The sequence below is a fragment of the Xenorhabdus sp. PR6a genome (assembly GCF_028599065.1).
GTDB lineage: Bacteria > Pseudomonadota > Gammaproteobacteria > Enterobacterales > Enterobacteriaceae > Xenorhabdus > Xenorhabdus doucetiae.
Genome location: NZ_JAQRFJ010000029.1, coordinates 27,503 through 44,478, shown reverse-complemented (window position 1 = coordinate 44,478; position 16,976 = coordinate 27,503). Strand labels below are relative to the sequence as shown.

General features: G+C 44.9%; 18 protein-coding genes and 1 other RNA gene. 11 read left to right on the top strand and 8 right to left on the bottom strand.

What is annotated here, in order from left to right; genetic code table 11:
- The 3 genes from PSI15_RS09765 to smpB form a co-directional block, all read right to left on the bottom strand.
- Positions 1–942 (bottom strand): phage integrase central domain-containing protein (locus PSI15_RS09765; RefSeq protein ID WP_273583366.1); only part of this gene is annotated, 942 nt, incomplete at its 3' end.
- Positions 943–1,455: 513 nt separating this feature from the next.
- Positions 1,456–1,819, bottom strand: a transfer-messenger RNA (tmRNA) gene (ssrA, locus tag PSI15_RS09760).
- A gap of 50 nt (positions 1,820–1,869) precedes the next feature.
- Positions 1,870–2,352 carry an SsrA-binding protein SmpB gene (gene smpB, locus PSI15_RS09755; protein WP_045971822.1) on the bottom strand — a complete coding sequence of 161 codons (483 nt, stop codon included), beginning with the start codon at positions 2,350–2,352 and terminating at the stop codon, positions 1,870–1,872.
- 157 nt (positions 2,353–2,509) lie between these two features.
- Between smpB and PSI15_RS09750 the strand changes: the two genes are divergently transcribed.
- Positions 2,510–2,944 carry a type II toxin-antitoxin system RatA family toxin gene (locus tag PSI15_RS09750; protein WP_045971820.1) on the top strand — a complete coding sequence of 145 codons (435 nt, stop codon included), beginning with the start codon at positions 2,510–2,512 and terminating at the stop codon, positions 2,942–2,944.
- Complete coding sequence (locus tag PSI15_RS09745) at positions 2,937–3,230, top strand: RnfH family protein (protein WP_045971818.1); 294 nt, start codon at positions 2,937–2,939, stop codon at positions 3,228–3,230. The genes PSI15_RS09750 and PSI15_RS09745 overlap by 8 nt, the downstream gene beginning before the upstream one ends.
- Positions 3,231–3,279: 49 nt before the next feature.
- Here PSI15_RS09745 and bamE read toward each other — a convergent pair whose 3' ends face one another.
- From bamE to nadK, 3 genes are all read right to left on the bottom strand, one after another.
- Positions 3,280–3,624 carry an outer membrane protein assembly factor BamE gene (bamE, locus tag PSI15_RS09740; RefSeq protein WP_045971816.1) on the bottom strand — a complete coding sequence of 115 codons (345 nt, stop codon included), beginning with the start codon at positions 3,622–3,624 and terminating at the stop codon, positions 3,280–3,282.
- Positions 3,625–3,736: 112 nt separating this feature from the next.
- Positions 3,737–5,410 (bottom strand): DNA repair protein RecN, encoded by a 1,674-nt coding sequence (recN, locus tag PSI15_RS09735; RefSeq protein WP_273583365.1) that lies wholly within the window; start codon positions 5,408–5,410, stop codon positions 3,737–3,739.
- Positions 5,411–5,547: 137 nt separating this feature from the next.
- On the bottom strand, positions 5,548–6,426 hold the full coding sequence (gene nadK, locus PSI15_RS09730) for an NAD(+) kinase (RefSeq protein WP_273583364.1): 879 nt from the start codon (positions 6,424–6,426) through the stop codon (positions 5,548–5,550).
- A 123-nt stretch (positions 6,427–6,549) separates the two neighbouring features.
- Between nadK and grpE the strand changes: the two genes are divergently transcribed.
- Positions 6,550–7,131, top strand: coding sequence for a nucleotide exchange factor GrpE (gene grpE, locus PSI15_RS09725; RefSeq protein WP_273583363.1), 582 nt, complete (start codon positions 6,550–6,552; stop codon positions 7,129–7,131).
- Positions 7,132–7,195: 64 nt separating this feature from the next.
- On the opposite strand, the gene ung is transcribed toward grpE, so the two are convergent.
- Positions 7,196–7,876: a uracil-DNA glycosylase gene (ung, locus tag PSI15_RS09720; protein WP_273583362.1), complete on the bottom strand. Its 681-nt coding sequence runs from the start codon at positions 7,874–7,876 to the stop codon at positions 7,196–7,198.
- A 158-nt stretch (positions 7,877–8,034) separates the two neighbouring features.
- Between ung and grcA the strand changes: the two genes are divergently transcribed.
- A complete protein-coding gene (grcA, locus tag PSI15_RS09715) occupies positions 8,035–8,418 on the top strand; it encodes an autonomous glycyl radical cofactor GrcA (RefSeq protein ID WP_273583361.1) in 384 nt (127 codons plus the stop codon).
- A 208-nt stretch (positions 8,419–8,626) separates the two neighbouring features.
- Entirely contained in the window at positions 8,627–9,622 is a 996-nt protein-coding gene (locus PSI15_RS09710; RefSeq protein ID WP_273583360.1) for a phospholipase, read from the top strand.
- Positions 9,623–9,733: 111 nt separating this feature from the next.
- Here PSI15_RS09710 and srmB read toward each other — a convergent pair whose 3' ends face one another.
- On the bottom strand, positions 9,734–11,074 hold the full coding sequence (gene srmB, locus PSI15_RS09705) for an ATP-dependent RNA helicase SrmB (protein WP_273583369.1): 1,341 nt from the start codon (positions 11,072–11,074) through the stop codon (positions 9,734–9,736).
- 144 nt (positions 11,075–11,218) lie between these two features.
- On the opposite strand from srmB, the gene trmN reads away from it, so the two are divergent.
- The 6 genes from trmN to lepA all read left to right on the top strand — a co-directional run bounded on the left by trmN (position 11,219) and on the right by lepA (position 16,968).
- Positions 11,219–11,986, top strand: a complete 768-nt coding sequence (gene trmN, locus PSI15_RS09700; RefSeq protein WP_273583359.1) for a tRNA(1)(Val) (adenine(37)-N(6))-methyltransferase TrmN — start codon at positions 11,219–11,221, stop codon at positions 11,984–11,986.
- A gap of 280 nt (positions 11,987–12,266) precedes the next feature.
- Positions 12,267–12,842, top strand: coding sequence for an RNA polymerase sigma factor RpoE (rpoE, locus tag PSI15_RS09695; RefSeq protein WP_045971797.1), 576 nt, complete (start codon positions 12,267–12,269; stop codon positions 12,840–12,842).
- 64 nt (positions 12,843–12,906) lie between these two features.
- Positions 12,907–13,554 (top strand): anti-sigma-E factor RseA, encoded by a 648-nt coding sequence (gene rseA, locus PSI15_RS09690; RefSeq protein ID WP_045971795.1) that lies wholly within the window; start codon positions 12,907–12,909, stop codon positions 13,552–13,554.
- On the top strand, positions 13,554–14,513 hold the full coding sequence (rseB, locus tag PSI15_RS09685; protein WP_273583358.1) for a sigma-E factor regulatory protein RseB: 960 nt from the start codon (positions 13,554–13,556) through the stop codon (positions 14,511–14,513). The genes rseA and rseB overlap by 1 nt, the downstream gene beginning before the upstream one ends.
- On the top strand, positions 14,513–14,977 hold the full coding sequence (rseC, locus tag PSI15_RS09680) for a SoxR-reducing system protein RseC (RefSeq protein ID WP_273583357.1): 465 nt from the start codon (positions 14,513–14,515) through the stop codon (positions 14,975–14,977). Before rseB ends, rseC begins: the two co-directional genes overlap by 1 nt.
- A gap of 194 nt (positions 14,978–15,171) precedes the next feature.
- On the top strand, positions 15,172–16,968 hold the full coding sequence (lepA, locus tag PSI15_RS09675; protein WP_273583356.1) for a translation elongation factor 4: 1,797 nt from the start codon (positions 15,172–15,174) through the stop codon (positions 16,966–16,968).
- Positions 16,969–16,976 lie beyond the last annotated feature (8 nt).

Below are 16,976 nucleotides of genomic sequence, written 5' to 3'. Positions count from 1 at the left end.
AGGAAAGATAAATTCTCTATGTCCACTGATAGGCTTCATAACTTCAAGAATGTCTAAGGCGGGTTGGCATAGAGGCACTGTGTGAGGGCGATCCATTTTCATTGTTTCCGCTGGAACATTCCAGATTCTGTTATCAAAGTCTATTTCAGACCAACGGGCTTTTACCGCTTCTCCCGGGCGCATGGCAGTTAATAGTTGCCACTCAATGACTAAGCGTGTTTGCCGTTCTATTCTTGCAATAGATAGCGCTTGCATTAATCCGGGGAGTTCTTCGGGTCGAATGGTAGGATTGTGTTTTTTCTTTGGCTTGGGGAATGCCTTGCTTACAGTGGTAAAAGGGTTGGCATCAATAACGCCTAAATTCATGGCGTAGTCGATGATCTCTACCGTTCGTTGGGTCAGCCGTTTAATCGTTTCCAGATTGCCCCTTGCTTCGATAGGCTTGAGCACTTCCACCAGCATAGGTGCTTTCAGATTTGATATCGGCATTTCGCCGAGTTTGGGGAAAATATCTTTCTCCAGTGAGCGCCAAATATCTTTGGCGTAATCCTCGCTGACAGTGGTTTTCTTCACTTCGAACCAGCGTGAAGCAATATTCTTTAAGGTGTTGCTGTTCTCTTCCTGTATTGCCGCCGCTTGCTGTTTACGCCAATCGACAGGATCAATATCTTTAGCCAGCATTGCTTTTGCTTCGTCTTTGAGTCGGCGAGCGTCTGCCAACTTAACAGAGGGATATTCACCAAATGCAATCATCGTGCGCTTTTGGGTGAATGGTTTGTAGTATCGGAAATACCAAAGCTTAATACCTGATGTTTTAACGAGGAGTTCTAAATTATCCCCGTCACGATAAATCGTATCTTTGGGCTTACCAGTTTTGCTATCAAGCTTGGCTTTAGCATTGGATACCGTTGTAGGGGAAAGCGGCGTTATCTTTTTAGGCATCGGGCAGCTCTAACCGTAGTAGTAAGTGTTCTAGGGAGCTGTAGTAAGCATTTATTGGTGTAGTTGGGCTGTTACTACTAACTTTTTACCTCTTTAACCTTGTGCTGTGTCCCCCTGTGGTCTAGTGCCCCTGTTGATATTTTTGTTTTAAATCAAGTAATTAAGTCTGATTTTTCAAGTTTTGGGACGTGCTCCAAAAAATGATAGGGACGGGGGTGTCCTAGGTTTTTTGTGTATATATCATATGGTTAAGTGTATTGGGACGGCGGGACATCATTTTTTGCGAAAAACTTAACTATATATATGAGTTTCTCTTGGACACTCGGACATTTACGTTTTGGTAGTAAGTATTTTTGTAGTGTAGCCGATTTACTACTAAACATACTACTAAAACTATCGAGTTATAACGATACTAAACGAATACTAACGGGCAATAAAAAAGCCCTAAGTCTTTATGATTTAGGGCTTTTTCTTGGGTTTTCAGTGTATTCTGATGATTTCCGAATACAAAAATGGTGGAGCTGGCGGGAGTTGAACCCGCGTCCGAAATTCCTACATCCTCGGTACTACATGCTTAGTCTGGTCTTTACATTCGCTTGCCAGCTGCGGACAGACACGCCACTAACAAACTAGCCTGATTGGATTTAACGCTTCAACCCCAGGCAAGGCATCCACGCGATCTCTTTTGGGTTTGACCTCTCTTGATCCCCGTCCTAAGAGCGGAGGCTAGGGAGAGAGGGCTCTGAGCAGGTTATTAAGCTGCCAGTGCGTAGTTTTCGTCGTTTGCGACTATTGTTTTGCGGCTTTTTACGAGGCCAACCGCCCCTCGGCATGCACCTTGGGTTTCGCGAATACCGTCGAATCCAGAATCAGCCCCAAGTGTGTTAACGGCAAGTATATCAGAATATTGGGAGATAATGCCAGTGATTAACGCCCAGAATTCTTCATAATTCGCGCTTTGTCTAATTTCCATTCACGTTCTTTAATATCTGAACGTTTATCGTGCGCTTTTTTACCTTTCGCAACGCCAATTTTGACTTTGCTCCAAGCATTTTTCCAATACATGGAAAGTGCGACGATGGTGTAGCCTTCTCGATTGACTCGACCATACAGTGAATCAAGTTCACGTTTGTTAAGTAATAGTTTGCGTGACCGCGTCGGATCACAAACTACATGGGAAGAAGCAACATTCAAGGGCGTAATTGTGGCACCAAAAAGATAAGCATCACCATCTTTGAGTAAAACATAACTCTCACTGATGTTAGCCTTGCCAGCGCGCAGTGATTTGACTTCCCAACCTTGTAGGGATAAGCCTGCTTCGAATTCTTCTTCAATGAAGTATTCGTGGCGGGCTCGCTTATTCATGGCAATTGTTGCCGAACCGGGTTTGTGTGCTTTTTTCTTTGTCATAATGCGTTGTATTATACTGTATGCGTTAGTGAAAGAAATCTCTTCTGCATGATATTTAGCGATAAGTGCACATTTATTATGCTAAATGTCAGCGGGTTTTTATTTAACCACATTTAAGTGATATTATTCAGCGCTGTTATGTTTTACAGGAAATGATATGCCACAGATTAGTCGCTCTGCGCTAGTGCCTTACAGCGTGGAACAAATGTATAAATTGGTCAACGATGTGACGTCCTATCCGGATTTTTTGCCTGGATGTGTGGGAAGTCGTGTAATAAGCAGTAGTAATAATGAAATGACGGCTTCCGTTGATGTCGCTAAGGCAGGGATCAGTAAGACGTTTGTAACACGTAATACGTTATTTGATAATAAGCGCATCAATATGCAGCTTGTTGATGGGCCTTTCCGCAAGTTGATGGGGGGCTGGCATTTTACTCCGTTAAGTGAGGATGCCTGTAAAGTTGAGCTGCATCTCGATTTTGAATTTACCAACAAGTTGATTGAATTGGCTTTTGGCAAAGTGTTTAAAGAGTTGGCTGGTAATATGGTTCAGGCGTTTACCCAACGTGCGCGTGAGGTTTACAATGTCTGAGATTAATATTGAAGTCGTTTATGCTCTGCCGGAACGGCAATATCTGCGTAATGTGAAAGTGCCGCAAGGCGCAACCGTTGAACAGGCGATTGTCGCATCTGGCCTTTTGACATTACGTCATGATATCGATTTGACCCAAAATAAAGTGGGCATTTATAGCCGCCCTGCCAAATTGACTGATACGCTGGAAGAGGGAGATCGTGTAGAGATTTATCGCCCTCTGATTGCTGATCCAAAAGAAATGCGCCGTAAGCGCGCGGAGCGCGCTAAAAATAATGCGCAATGATGCCTATTTATTCGCCAGGTTATCGACTGGCGAATAAATAAAACACACCTCACTGATTCTCTGGCAGTGACTTTTCATTCTTGATATCAGTTAGCTCACCTTTGTCATCAAAGGTCAGTGTCAGGGTTTCTTGCGTTGTTTTCCCATGACCGGGTTGTTGGCGGAAAACGTAATACCAGGTTTGGCTGCCAAATGGATCGGTCAGCATTGGTGTTCCCAAAGTGTAAGAAACTTGCTGCTGAGTCATTCCTTTATGGATTTTTGCTACCGCAGCCGGCGTAAGGTAGTTCCCTTGATTAATATCAGGACGATAAACAATTCGCTCAAACATGGAGCAACCCGCAGTCAGCATAACAAGTGATACAGTAGCGGCAGTCAACAATTTACAGCGCATAGTAATTACATTCCTTGAGGAGTCAGGCCGTCGATAATAATAAACATTGAAGAGATTGAAAACCTCTACGCATTTACCTATGACTGCAATTATACAAAAAAGTTGGATTAATTTATGCCGCCAACAGTTCTTTTGCATTGGCCAGTGTATTTTTAGTTACCTCACTGCCCGCCAGAAGCCGCGCCAGCTCTTGGAGTCGTGCTTTTTTATCCAATAGTTGCATCTGGGTTTCTGTTTCTTCGCCATCGGTTTGCTTGCTAACATAAAAATGCTGATGTCCACATCCTGCAACTTGAGGTAAATGGGTAACACACATCACTTGGGTTGATTCCCCCAATTCACGTAGCAGACGACCAACAATTGCTGCTGTTGGGCCGCTGATACCCACATCCACTTCATCGAAAATGAGCGCAGGGGTTTCCATTTTCTTCGCTGTAATGACTTGGATCGCCAGTGCAATGCGGGAAAGTTCACCACCTGATGCGACTTTTGCCAGTGGCTGGTGAGGTTGGCCGGGGTTGGTTGTAACATTGAATTCGACTTTACTGGCTCCATCAATATTTAAATGCTCCGGTTCAAAGGTGACATCAATGGTAAAGCGGCCATGAGGCATAGAAAGTTGGTGCATACTGTTTGTGATCAGTTGGCTCAGTTCTGCGGCATATTTCTGACGAATATGGTGTAATTTTTCTGCCACTGTTAGAGCTTGCTGGTAGTGGAGGCTGACTAATTCACTCAGGTGGGCACAATCATCTTCCTGTTGGGATAACTGATATTGCTCTTCCAATAACTGTTGATGTAATGCAGGTAACTCTTCTGGTGAAACATGATGTTTACGAGCCATGTTGATTTGTTGGGAAATTTTCTGTTCCAGTTCGAATAAACGGTTAGGGTCCAGTTCCAACTGGTCGCTGTAATGACGTAATTCATCACTGACTTCATTGACTTGGATAGCCGCTTCTTCCAGCATGTTAAGCAGGCTACTGAGTTTGTGATCCATGCTGGCAAGCTCGGTCAGTTCACTTCGCGCATAGTTGAGGAGGCGGGTAATGTTCTGCTCATCGTTATCACTTAGAAGCTGGAGAATGTTTTGGCTGACGGACAGAAATTGCCCGCAGTTTGCCAGCCGTTTGTATTCGCTATCTTGCTCCTGATAATCACCGGATTGTGGTGACAGTTCATTCAGTTCTTTCAGGTGATATTCCAGTAATTGCTGGCGTGAGCGACGCTCAAGGGCTTGTTGTTGGAATTGGGAGAGCGCCTGACAGCTTTGGCGCCATTGTTGGTAAGCCTGTTTCATTTCATATTGAAGTTCAAAATCGCCCGTGTAAATATCCAGTAAGCGCCTTTGGTGACGATTCTCTAATAACAATTGATGAGCATGTTGCCCGTGGATTTGGATCAGATGTGAACCTAATTCACGTAATTGGGAAAGGGGTACAGCAGTACCATTGATAAAACCGCGAGAGCGCCCGTCAGCGGTGATGGTGCGACGCAGCAGGCACTCATTATCATCATCAAAACTGCCATCAAGCTGGTGCTCTACCAGCCATTTGCGGGCAGAAGGCGCATCAGCCAGTGAAAAGCGGGCACAAAGGTCGGTACGTGGAGCACTTGGGCGAACCATATTGGCTTCGCCACGATTGCCAAGACATAAACCCAGTGCATCAATCGCTATGGATTTACCGGCTCCGGTTTCACCCGTTATTGCCGTCATTCCTGAGCGAAAATCAATTTCAAGTTCGCGAACGATAGCAAAATTACTGATGGTCAGTTGAGTCAGCATCGTGCTCCTCCTTCCTTTTACTGTATATAAAAATATGTTCCTACACCGTAAGAACACATTCCTGTGCATAAAAACATGTCTGTGCTTTCGTACAGTATAAACTGGTTTTTTATACAGTAAAGTAGGGAAACTTGTTTTTAGAACATTTTTTTTGACCAACCCAGTTTTGTGCTCAGTGTATTGAAGTAGTTGTAATCTTTTGGATGAATTAAGTGCAGATTATAGTCACTGCGTTTGATAATCACTTCTTCACCCTCTTGGATTGGCAAGACGATCTGGCTGTCACAACTGACTTCGTAGTCACTGCTATTTTGGGTAAATTTCAGTCGAATGCTGCTTTCACTGCTGATAACGAGAGGGCGTGCCGAGAGGGTATGTGGAAACATTGGCACTAGCACGATGGCATTCAAGTTTGGGGTTAATATAGGCCCTCCCGCAGACAGTGAATAGGCCGTAGAGCCAGTCGGTGTGGCGATGATCAAACCGTCTGAACGTTGGGAAAAAGCGAAACGTTCATCAATATAGACTTCAAATTCAATCATATGGGCAACTTTGCCTGGATGTAATACGACTTCATTGAGCGCCGTGCTGCGTCGGGATTTATGTCCCGTTTTTGTCACTTGTGCTTCGAGCAGAAAGCGTTTTTCGTCCCGAAATTTGCCCGCCAAAACTTCGGATAGTTGCTGTAAAGCATTATCGGGGTCCAAATCCGTCAAGAAGCCTAGATTTCCGCGGTTGATGCCAATGACTTTGATGTCATAACGCGATAATACTCTGGCTGCCCCAAGCATATTGCCATCACCACCGACAACAATCACAAGATCAGCGATTTTGCCGATTTCTGTTAGCCCTCCAGTCTGGGCATTTTTTAAGTTAATGTCTTTCGCGACCTGCCTATCCACAATGACGCAATAACCTTTAGATACCAGCCAATGGTACAGCATTTCATGGGTAGCCAACGCTTCAGGGTGACGTGGCCGACCGACAATACCGATGCATTTGAATTCATTATTCATTGCTGTTATTTCCTTCAGCATATGGTTTTGCCCTCACAATATAATGTGCTCCCTTGAATCCCGCGTTTTGATCCCCATAATAAGCGAGAATGGCGAAGATAATACAAATACGCGGAGATATTCATGAGTAGTAAAGACCAAAAAGTACCTGATGAGCAAGTCGCAGAAAATACAGAAAATGTATTAGAGCAACAAATAAGTGCGGAACAGACAGAGGCACCAGAGACTGAAAACGTTGTTGATCCGCGTGTCGCTGAGTTGGAAGAACAACTGAAACAGGCTCAGATTAACGAACGTGATGCGATGTTACGTGCGCGTGCTGAAGTGGAAAACATTCGCCGCCGTACTGAATTGGATGTCGAAAAGGCACACAAATTTGCATTGGAAAAATTTGCCAATGAACTTCTGCCTGTTATCGACAATCTGGAACGTGCATTAGAGGCGGCTGATCGTACCAATGAAGCACTGTTGCCAATGGTTGAAGGTATTGAACTGACTCTGAAAGCGTTTATTGATGCAGTAGGTAAGTTTGGTGTTGAAGTGGTCGGTGACACCGGTGTCCCTTTCAATCCAGAAGTGCATCAGGCGATGACCATGATGGAATCTGATCAGCATGAACCAAATCAAGTTATGTTGGTGATGCAGAAAGGCTATACTTTGAATGGCCGCTTATTGCGTCCTGCCATGGTTGCTGTTTCTAAATAACGTCACGCTATCCCGTGTACAATGCCGCCATTTAAAAGGCGGCATTTTTGTCGGTAGAAATCGGTTATTGGGGCAATTGAGGATCCCAATCTATTGGCGGCAATCCTTGCGCTTCCAGCAGCTTATTGGCTTGTGAAAAATGTTTACAGCCTAAAAAACCACGATGGGCAGACAAAGGTGAAGGATGCGGCGCTTTTAATACATGATGGCGTTGAGTATCAATAAAACGGCCTTTTTTCTGGGCATGAGATCCCCAAAGCAGGAAAATAACCCCGCTGCGATGTTCATTGATGGCTGCAATCACTTTGTCAGTAAATGTTTCCCACCCCAAATTCGCATGGGAATGTGCGTTGCCGCGTTCAACGGTCAGCACGGTATTGAGCAATAATACCCCCTGTTTTGCCCAACTGAGCAAACAACCGTGATTGGGGCGGGCAAATCCAGCAATATCCGATTCCAGTTCCTTGTACATATTAACGAGAGAAGGTGGAGCAGGGATACCCGGCTGTACAGAGAAAGCCAGACCGTGGGCTTGATTTGGCCCGTGGTAAGGGTCTTGCCCCAAAATCACCACTTTTACATCGGGCAATTCGGTATAGCGAAATGCGTTGAAGACATCTTTCTGAGGCGGATAAATGGTTTTTCCAGCCTGACGTTCATTGGCGACATAAGCCAATGTATCAACAAAATAAGGCTGTTTCTTTTCATTGCCGATGACATCGTGCCATGTAAGAGGTGCGGACATAGCCAATCCCTTTCTAGATGATTATCAAATGACTTAAGCTTACCGATTCCCTTGGGATAGGGAAACCCTTAGTTGATTTCAATCAAAGAACCTTCTTATCCGTACTGGTATACAGGAAATCAGGAATAATAACCAAGCTGATAATGTTGGAGGTATAAATGATTACTGGGATTCAAATTACCCAATCTGACAACGCTGCATTGATGAATTCTTTTTGGCTGTTGGATGATGAAAAAAATGAAGCGCGTTGTCTCTGTGCCAAAGCAGATTACGATGAAGGCCAGATTGTTGTCAAAGAGGAGTTGGGACAATTTGAATATCGCGAAATTCCGTTGGAATTTAAACCGACTGTTCGTGTAGAGGGCGGGCAACATCTGAATGTTAATGTCTTGCGGCGTGAAACGTTGGAAGATGCGGTAAAACACCCCGAAAAATACCCTCAGTTGACTATTCGCGTATCGGGTTATGCTGTACGCTTTAATTCACTGACGCCGGAACAGCAGCGTGATGTTATTACGCGTACTTTTACAGAAAGCCTGTAATTCTTGTACCAAGAAAAGAGCCTAAAGGGAGAGTCAATACTCCCTTTTTTATAGGCATAAATCAGAAAAAACAATTCCATATTTTATTTATGGAAATTAAATTTGTTAATTAAAAATTAAATTTGCTTTAACATTGTTAAATATTCTGCCGATAGAGAGTTTGGGTTTTTAAACCACATCAAACCTGAATAATCTGTAGGAGAATCTTATGACTTTATCCGTTAATACCGATTTTTTTAGCAACTTAGGGATCTATTCATTACAGGGAAATTCTCTGCAACCCCAATCTCAATCTCCAGCGCAGTCACCGCCAGACAAAAAAGTTGATCACAGTTCTTCCTCAGGCATTTCGCTTTCAGAAAACACTCAACAGGCTAATGCACTCTATCAATCGTTAATGAGTAATTTAAATGCCAGCGCGATGGCCGCTCCCGGATTGACAGCCAATGATATTGCCGGAAAACAATCCCAACTCACCGATTATTCCCTGACGTTGGTTACCCGTGATGTTTATCGACAACATAGTTTAGGGATTGGTGATTATGTGCGTTTGTCTAATGAGGAGTTATCAAAAGCAGGCATAGATCCGGGCACGCTGAATGATTATTCAAGCGGGTTTCAAGCTGGGGTATACCATAACAACGGGCTATATATTGTCTCTTTCACCGGATCGAATGAATTAAAGGATTTTATGGTTAGTGTTCGCCAGGGGCTGGGTTTCAATGAGAAGCAGTATAATCAAGCCGTGGAATTGGCGCATAAGGCATTAGAAACATTTGGTGAAAATGTCGTTTTCACCGGACATTCACTGGGAGGCGGATTAGCCACAGTGGCGGCATTGGCAACAGGGAAGCCAGCCGTTATTTACAACTCGGTGAGTGTTTCTGACGCGACATTGAAACACATGGGAATATCACCTGAAGTCGCTCGTGAATTGGCTGACAGTGGCTTGATACGCCATTATGCCGTCCAACATGATTGGTTGGGTAAATTGCAAAAAACATTGCAATTTCATCAACCGATGGGACACACAATAGAGCTTAAGTATGAATATGAATTGGACAGCATATGGGATGTTATTATGCCTGATCGGTATGGCCTTCATGTCTTTAAAGCCCATTTTTTGGAAGCTGTCGTCGAATCTATGGCGCAGCATAAGCCTTGGTTGAATACCCAGCAAAGTGAACCGTCTTATGCTGTGTAATATTTAGCGTTCAGACGGGGAGAACCGTCTGGCAGAACATGGGCGAAGCCATTGCATGACTTCGCCCATGTTCTAAATCCGCTTATGTTTTACAAATAATCGCTGCCAGAATTAATCGTTGCTGGATTCCGTTAATTCTGGTCTAGAATTGCCAGAAGGAGCACGGCGTTTACCGATATTTTTACTGTCGCGATGACGCACTTTCACGCGGCTTTTCTTCACATCTTCTGTTTTCTTCTTCTCTTTGCGTTTTGCCAGCACTTTTTTGGATGGCTTATAGCTCTTTTTCTCACTGGGTGCTTTGGTTTGTGGGCGAAGTTCATCAACAACCCGGATTTTCAACGGCTCGTTGAGATAACGGCTGATTTTACCCAAAAGAAGGTGATCGTGCGCCTCAATCAGCGCAATGGCGGTTCCCTTACGGCCTGCGCGGGCAGTACGGCCAATCCGGTGCAGGTAAACATCCGCAGTACGCGGTAAATCAAAGTTAAAGACGTGGCTGACGTTTTCGATATCCAATCCGCGGGAAGCAACATCAGTGGCGACCAGAACGTTAACTTTGCCATCATTCAAGCGCTTCACGGCATCTGTGCGCTTGGCCTGCACCATTTCACCCTCAAGGAAAGAAGCCTGAATGCCTGCCTGACTCAACTCATCGACAAGCTCACGTACACGCTCACGTTTACGCACAAACACAATGGATTTCGTGACATCAGATTGCTGGAGAAGGTGACACAGCAAGGCAGTTTTATGCGCCAACGAATCAGCACGATAATAAAATTGCTGAATTTTTTTGCGCTCGCGGCGAGAAGGTTCCGCATCTATCTCAACCGGATCAGTTAACAGGCGCTCGGCAAAATCACGGATGGATTCCCCTTCCAGCGTTGCAGAGAATAACAACGTTTGTTTGCGCCAGCGCGTTTCACCGGCAATCGTTTCGACATCATTGGCAAATCCCATATCCAACATGCGATCAGCTTCATCAAGGATCAGCGTTTCTACTGCACGGCAGTCGAAATTTTCTTCTTTGATGTATTGCAGCAGACGCCCGGTCGTTGCGACAACAATATCCTGATTCTCACTGAATACTTCCGCGTGATTCATATAGGCAACGCCCCCCGTTATGGTGGCAATGTCCAAATGGGTATGGGCCGCAAATTCTTTCGCTTGTTCTGCAACCTGCATGGCCAGTTCACGGGTTGGGGTCAAAATCAGGATACGTGGAGGCCCCGATTTTTTGCGAGGAAAATCCAGTAAATGCTGTAGTGCCGGAAGCAGGTAAGCGGCGGTTTTACCTGTACCTGTCGGCGCAGATCCTAATACATCGCGTCCGTCCATCGCCGCAGGAATGGCTGCTTCCTGAATGGCGGTCGGGCGTTCGTAGCCTTTTTCGTTCAGTGCTTCAAGCAGGGATTCATCAAGTTCGAATTCGGAAAAGTTTGTCGCAGTCATCATATACCTCTATTTGGAGCCGCCGATTATAAACAGGTTAAGCGCATTCTTCATCCTATAAAAGCATCCAATGAGTCGGTTGCTTTTATCCGCCGGCCATAAGATTTATGCTATGACAAATTCTAATTTCAGCAGATATGGGTCATGGCATCGATACAAAAACCCGCTTTTCGCCGCGGTGGTTTTACATTTAAACAGTTTTTTGTCGGACACGATAAATGTGCGATGAAAGTCGGGACGGATGGTGTGCTGTTAGGCGCCTGGGCGCCAGTATATAACAGGAAAAGATGTCTGGATATTGGCTGTGGTAGTGGTTTGATTGCGTTGATGATAGCTCAACGTACCAAAGCTAATACCCTTATTGATGCCGTGGAACTGGATGTTCTTGCGGCAATGCAGGCGGTTGATAATGTGCAGCAATCACCGTGGCCTTCCCGTATTACGGTATATCAGCAGGATATTTATGATTTCGTGCAGCAAAATGAGCAACAAAATAAGTTGCAGCGAATCAGCGCCCAATACGATTTGATTGTTAGCAATCCTCCCTATTTTGAGCCGGCTATTGCATGCCGAAACGAAGCACGCAATCAGGCTCGTTATACGGCGTCACTGACGCATCAGGGGCTCTTGGCGTGCGTACAGAAATTGATGGTGCCGACAGGGTTATTTTGTCTGGTACTGCCTTATGGCATTGGGGAACAATTTGAAAAAATGGCGTCAGATTTGGGATGGTTTACCCATTTTCGCGTCAATGTACGTGATCGGCCAGACAAGCCGTTACATCGCCTATTGCTGGGATTATCACTGCAAGAACAGGACATTCAAGTGAGTGAATTAACCCTTCGTTCCTCGGATGGCACTTATTCAGAGCAATTTCGTCAGTTAGTAACAGATTTTTATCTTTATTATTGATAATGTTAGCACTATTAAGATGGTAAATTATATTTTCCGATATAATAGCGCCAAGACTTTCTTTTTCCCAGATTAAAATCGCGTGTCTTGTGAAATAGAGACTATGATATAGAAAAAGTGCAATACGAGAATAACAGGTGGTTGTAATAAAGATTACAGCTAAAGTTGAACTTCACAGTAAATTGATACTCAAAGTCATGCTTGTTCGGGAAATCAGAACATCATCTTGGTTTAATTTAAGTATAAATGTGGAGTTTTACCTCAGGAGAGTGAACCTCGGATGAGCGAGCAGTTAACGGATCAAATGCTGATTGAACGCGTCCAGAAGGGCGATCAAAAAGCATTTAATTTGCTGGTGATAAGATACCAGCACAAAGTAGCGAGCTTGATTGCTCGTTACGTACCTCAAGGCGACGTTCCTGATGTTGCCCAAGAGGTTTTCATTAAGACTTATCGGGCACTGTCTTCTTTCCGGGGTGATAGTGCTTTTTATACATGGCTGTACCGTATTGCCGTTAACACTGCGAAAAATTATTTGGTTGCTCAGGGGCGCCGTCCACCCTCCAATGACTTGGATGCGAACGACGCAGAAAATTACGATACTTCAAGTTCATTAAAAGAAATTTCGAACCCTGAGAACTTAATGTTGTCTGAAGAATTAAAGGAAGTGGTTTTCCGCACGATTGAATCGCTTCCGGAAGATTTGAGGATAGCGATTACGTTGAGGGAGTTGGATGGGTTGAGCTATGAAGAAATAGCCGACATCATGGAATGTCCTGTAGGCACGGTGCGTTCACGAATTTTCCGGGCAAGGGAAGCGATTGATAATAAAGTTCAACCACTGATCCAACAATAAACTGATCCAACAATACTGATCCAACAATATAGTGGGACAAAACAATATCTAAGGGTACTTTGGCATGCAAAGAGAAAAACTTTCCGCATTGATGGATGGAGAAGCTCTTGATAGTGAAGTCGTTCATTTGGTCTCTGAAGATGCGGTCATGCAGAAACAGTGGGAAAGATATCACCTTGTACGTGATGTGCTGCGTGGCGATGTGGGGGATGTATTGCACTTGGATATTGCGAGTCAAGTCGCTTTGGCACTTGAAAAAGAACCCGTTCATATCAACCCGGCAGCGGTTCTGGAATCTCAGCCAAAACCTGAAACATGGGCTAACCTGCCGTTTTGGAACAAAATCCGCACATGGAAGAGTCAAATTGCACAAGTTGGCGTTGCTGCCTGTGTATCGCTGGCCGTGATTATCGGTGTTCAGCAACATAATAGTGATAGCAGTGTTGAGACTGATAACCAGTTTGAGGCGCCCGCCTTTAATACATTGCCAGTAATGGGAACCGCCTCAACAGTGGGTTTAGCGACGCCGGCCGAAGAAGAAACTTTCGGTGGTGACCTGAGTATGCAAGTGCGGGAAAGCAACAAGCGAATTGATGCAATGTTGCAGCAATATGAACTCGCCCGCCGCATCCACGCTGAAAAAAATGAGGGTATCACCCAGACTAATCAGATTCCTGGAGCACAAGCACCACAACAGTCACAGCATCGGTGATGAAACGCATTTGGGTTGTCGTTTTTTTATTGGCAAGTAGCCTGATAAATCCTCTGAAAGCCTCAGCGCAACAAAGCAGCGCTGAGGCTTTGTTACAGGATATGAGTCAGGCGGTACAAACGCTAAATTATGAAGTTGGCTTTATCATTTTAGGGCAGCAATTTCTTATTCCCTTGCGTTACCGTCATGCCATTATTGATGGGCAGGCTATCGGCCAAATCATACAAATGGATGTTTCACGCAGGGAGATTGTCCAACGCGGTGACCAAATCAGTTATTACGAACCAGGATTGGACTCATTTAGCATACGCGGTACACATATCGTTGATTATCTCCCGCCAATCATCTTTGCCGATTTTGCACAATTACAGAAATTTTATCGTTTTATTGATGCAGGCAGTACGCAGGTTGGCGATCACCCCGCGAATTTTGTGCGTATCATAGCGAAAGATGAATCTCGCTATAACTATAACCTTCTGATTGATGAGAAAAATCATCTCCCTCTGCTGATAGATCTTTTGGATAAAGACAATAAAACTGTCATTGAGCAATTCCGTGTCGTGTCATTAACTGTGAATGACACGATTAAAACGGAGCTGAGTTCGATTACTGATTTGAAATTACCGCCCATGTTACTTATTCCGTCTTCTGATAAGTTGAAGTTTAATTGGATGGTTGGAAAAATACCTGAGGGTTTCAAAGAGATATCCCGTAGTAGTCGTAAGTTATCAGAGACAGAATGGCTAGGGTCCATTATGTATAGTGATGGATTGTTTAATTTTTCTGTCAATGTCGTGAACTCAGATAAAAAGGTTGTTGATGAACAACCATTTCGACAAGGCAGGAGAACGGTTTATACTTTGGCCAGAGGTAAAAACAGCATAACAGTCATTGGGGAGCTGCCTTTCGCCACCGCCGAGCGAATTGCAGCCAGCGTGACGTTTACGGGAGGAAACTGATGGTTAAAGAGTGGGCAACGGTTGTCCGTTGGCAAAAAGGCCGTGCATTATTGCGTTACGGTTCATCGTCGGGCTGTGGTAGCTGTCAGGCCAAAACAGCCTGTGGTTCTTATTTACTGGAAAAAATAGGGCCGGAAAGCATCCATCAGTTGGAAGTTGAAATTTCTCAACCACTGCAACCGGGACAGAAGGTTGAAGTCGGTATTCCTGAAAGCAGCCTGTTACGTTCAGCCATGCTGGTTTATCTGACACCCTTGTTGGGGCTGTTTTTGGGTGCAGCTCTTTTCCAACTCTGGACAACTGACCAATTAGGGATCGGTTTAGGGGGAATTGGCGGTGGGTTCGCGGGTTTCTTCATTGCCCGCAAGATTGCTGCGTATTGGGATAAATTGCAAGCCTACCAGCCCGTTGTATTACAAATTGGTTTACCTCCTGATGCGATTAAGGTACTACCGCAAGAGTAATCTGTTTTACCCTACGCACTTCAACAATAATTTATTATTGAAAACGGTTTTCCCACTCGTTTGGTTTTCGCGGGTTTGGCATGTAGAATACGGCTCCTCAGGCCAGTGGCCGAACCAATAAACTGTCGCTTTATGTCCATCAATGTGTCCATAGGCGAATGATTCAGAAATATTAAGGCAAAAAAGATTTAATAATGAAGCAAATACGAAATTTCTCCATTATCGCCCACATTGACCACGGTAAATCCACGCTATCTGACCGGATTATTCAAATCTGTGGTGGTCTGTCTGATCGCGAAATGGCAGCACAAGTACTGGATTCAATGGATCTTGAGCGTGAACGTGGGATCACGATCAAAGCACAAAGTGTTACGCTTGATTACAAGGCAAATGACGGGCAAGTTTACCAATTAAACTTTATCGATACACCGGGGCATGTGGATTTCTCTTACGAAGTCTCCCGCTCACTGGCCGCCTGTGAAGGTGCCTTGCTGGTGGTTGATGCGGGTCAGGGGGTTGAAGCCCAGACCTTGGCTAACTGTTATACCGCCATTGAAATGGATCTGGAAGTGGTTCCGGTTCTGAACAAAATCGACCTTCCGGCGGCTGAACCAGAGCGTGTTGCCGAAGAAATCGAAGATATTGTCGGTATTGATGCCGCCGATGCGGTGCGTTGTTCGGCCAAAACGGGTATCGGCGTACAGGATGTGATTGAGCGTCTGGTAAAAGAAATCCCCGCACCGGAAGGTGATCCGGATGCACCATTGCAGGCTCTGATTATTGACTCGTGGTTTGATAATTACCTGGGTGTGGTTTCACTGGTTCGTATCAAAAACGGTACGTTGCGTAAGGGTGATAAAGTTAAGGTAATGAGTACCGGACAGGTATACAACGCTGACCGTCTGGGGATTTTCACCCCGAAACGTGTTGATCGTGATGTATTGAATTGTGGTGAAGTGGGCTGGTTGGTCTGTGCCATCAAAGATATTCTGGGCGCGCCGGTCGGGGATACCTTGACAACTTCCCGCCAGCCTGCGGAAAAAGCACTGCCTGGTTTTAAAAAGGTTAAACCGCAAGTTTATGCGGGGCTGTTCCCGGTCAGTTCTGATGATTATGAAGCCTTCCGTGATGCGTTAGGCAAACTGAGCTTAAATGACGCTTCATTATTCTATGAACCAGAAAGTTCTACTGCATTGGGCTTCGGTTTCCGCTGTGGTTTCCTCGGCTTGCTGCATATGGAGATCATTCAGGAACGTTTGGAACGTGAATACGATCTCGATTTGATCACAACGGCACCAACCGTTGTTTATGAAGTTGAGACAACCAGTGGTGATATTATCTACGTTGATAGTCCATCTAAGTTGCCGGCGTTAAACAATATCCATGAACTGCGTGAGCCGATTGCAGAATGTCACATGTTGTTGCCGAAAGAGTACCTTGGTAACGTCATTACACTCTGTGTAGAAAAACGCGGTGTGCAAACGAATATGATCTATCACGGTAATCAGGTTGCACTGACCTATGAAATTCCGATGGCGGAAGTTGTGCTGGATTTCTTTGACCGCTTGAAATCAACTTCGCGTGGTTATGCCTCTCTGGATTATAACTTTACCCGCTTCCAGAATTCAGACATGGTTCGTGTGGATGTGTTGATTAATGGTGAGCGTGTGGATGCGCTGGCTTTGATTACCCACCGTGACAATTCGCAATACCGTGGGCGTGAGCTGGTGGAAAAGATGAAAGAACTTATTCCACGCCAGCAATTTGACATTGCGATTCAGGCTGCCATAGGTACTCACATTATTGCGCGCTCTACCGTTAAGCAGTTACGTAAAAACGTATTAGCGAAATGTTATGGCGGTGACGTCAGCCGTAAGAAAAAGCTGTTGCAGAAACAGAAAGAGGGTAAAAAACGCATGAAGCAGGTCGGAAACGTTGAACTGCCGCAGGAAGCCTTCTTAGCGATTCTGCATGTTGGCAAAGATAATTAATAAGGTCG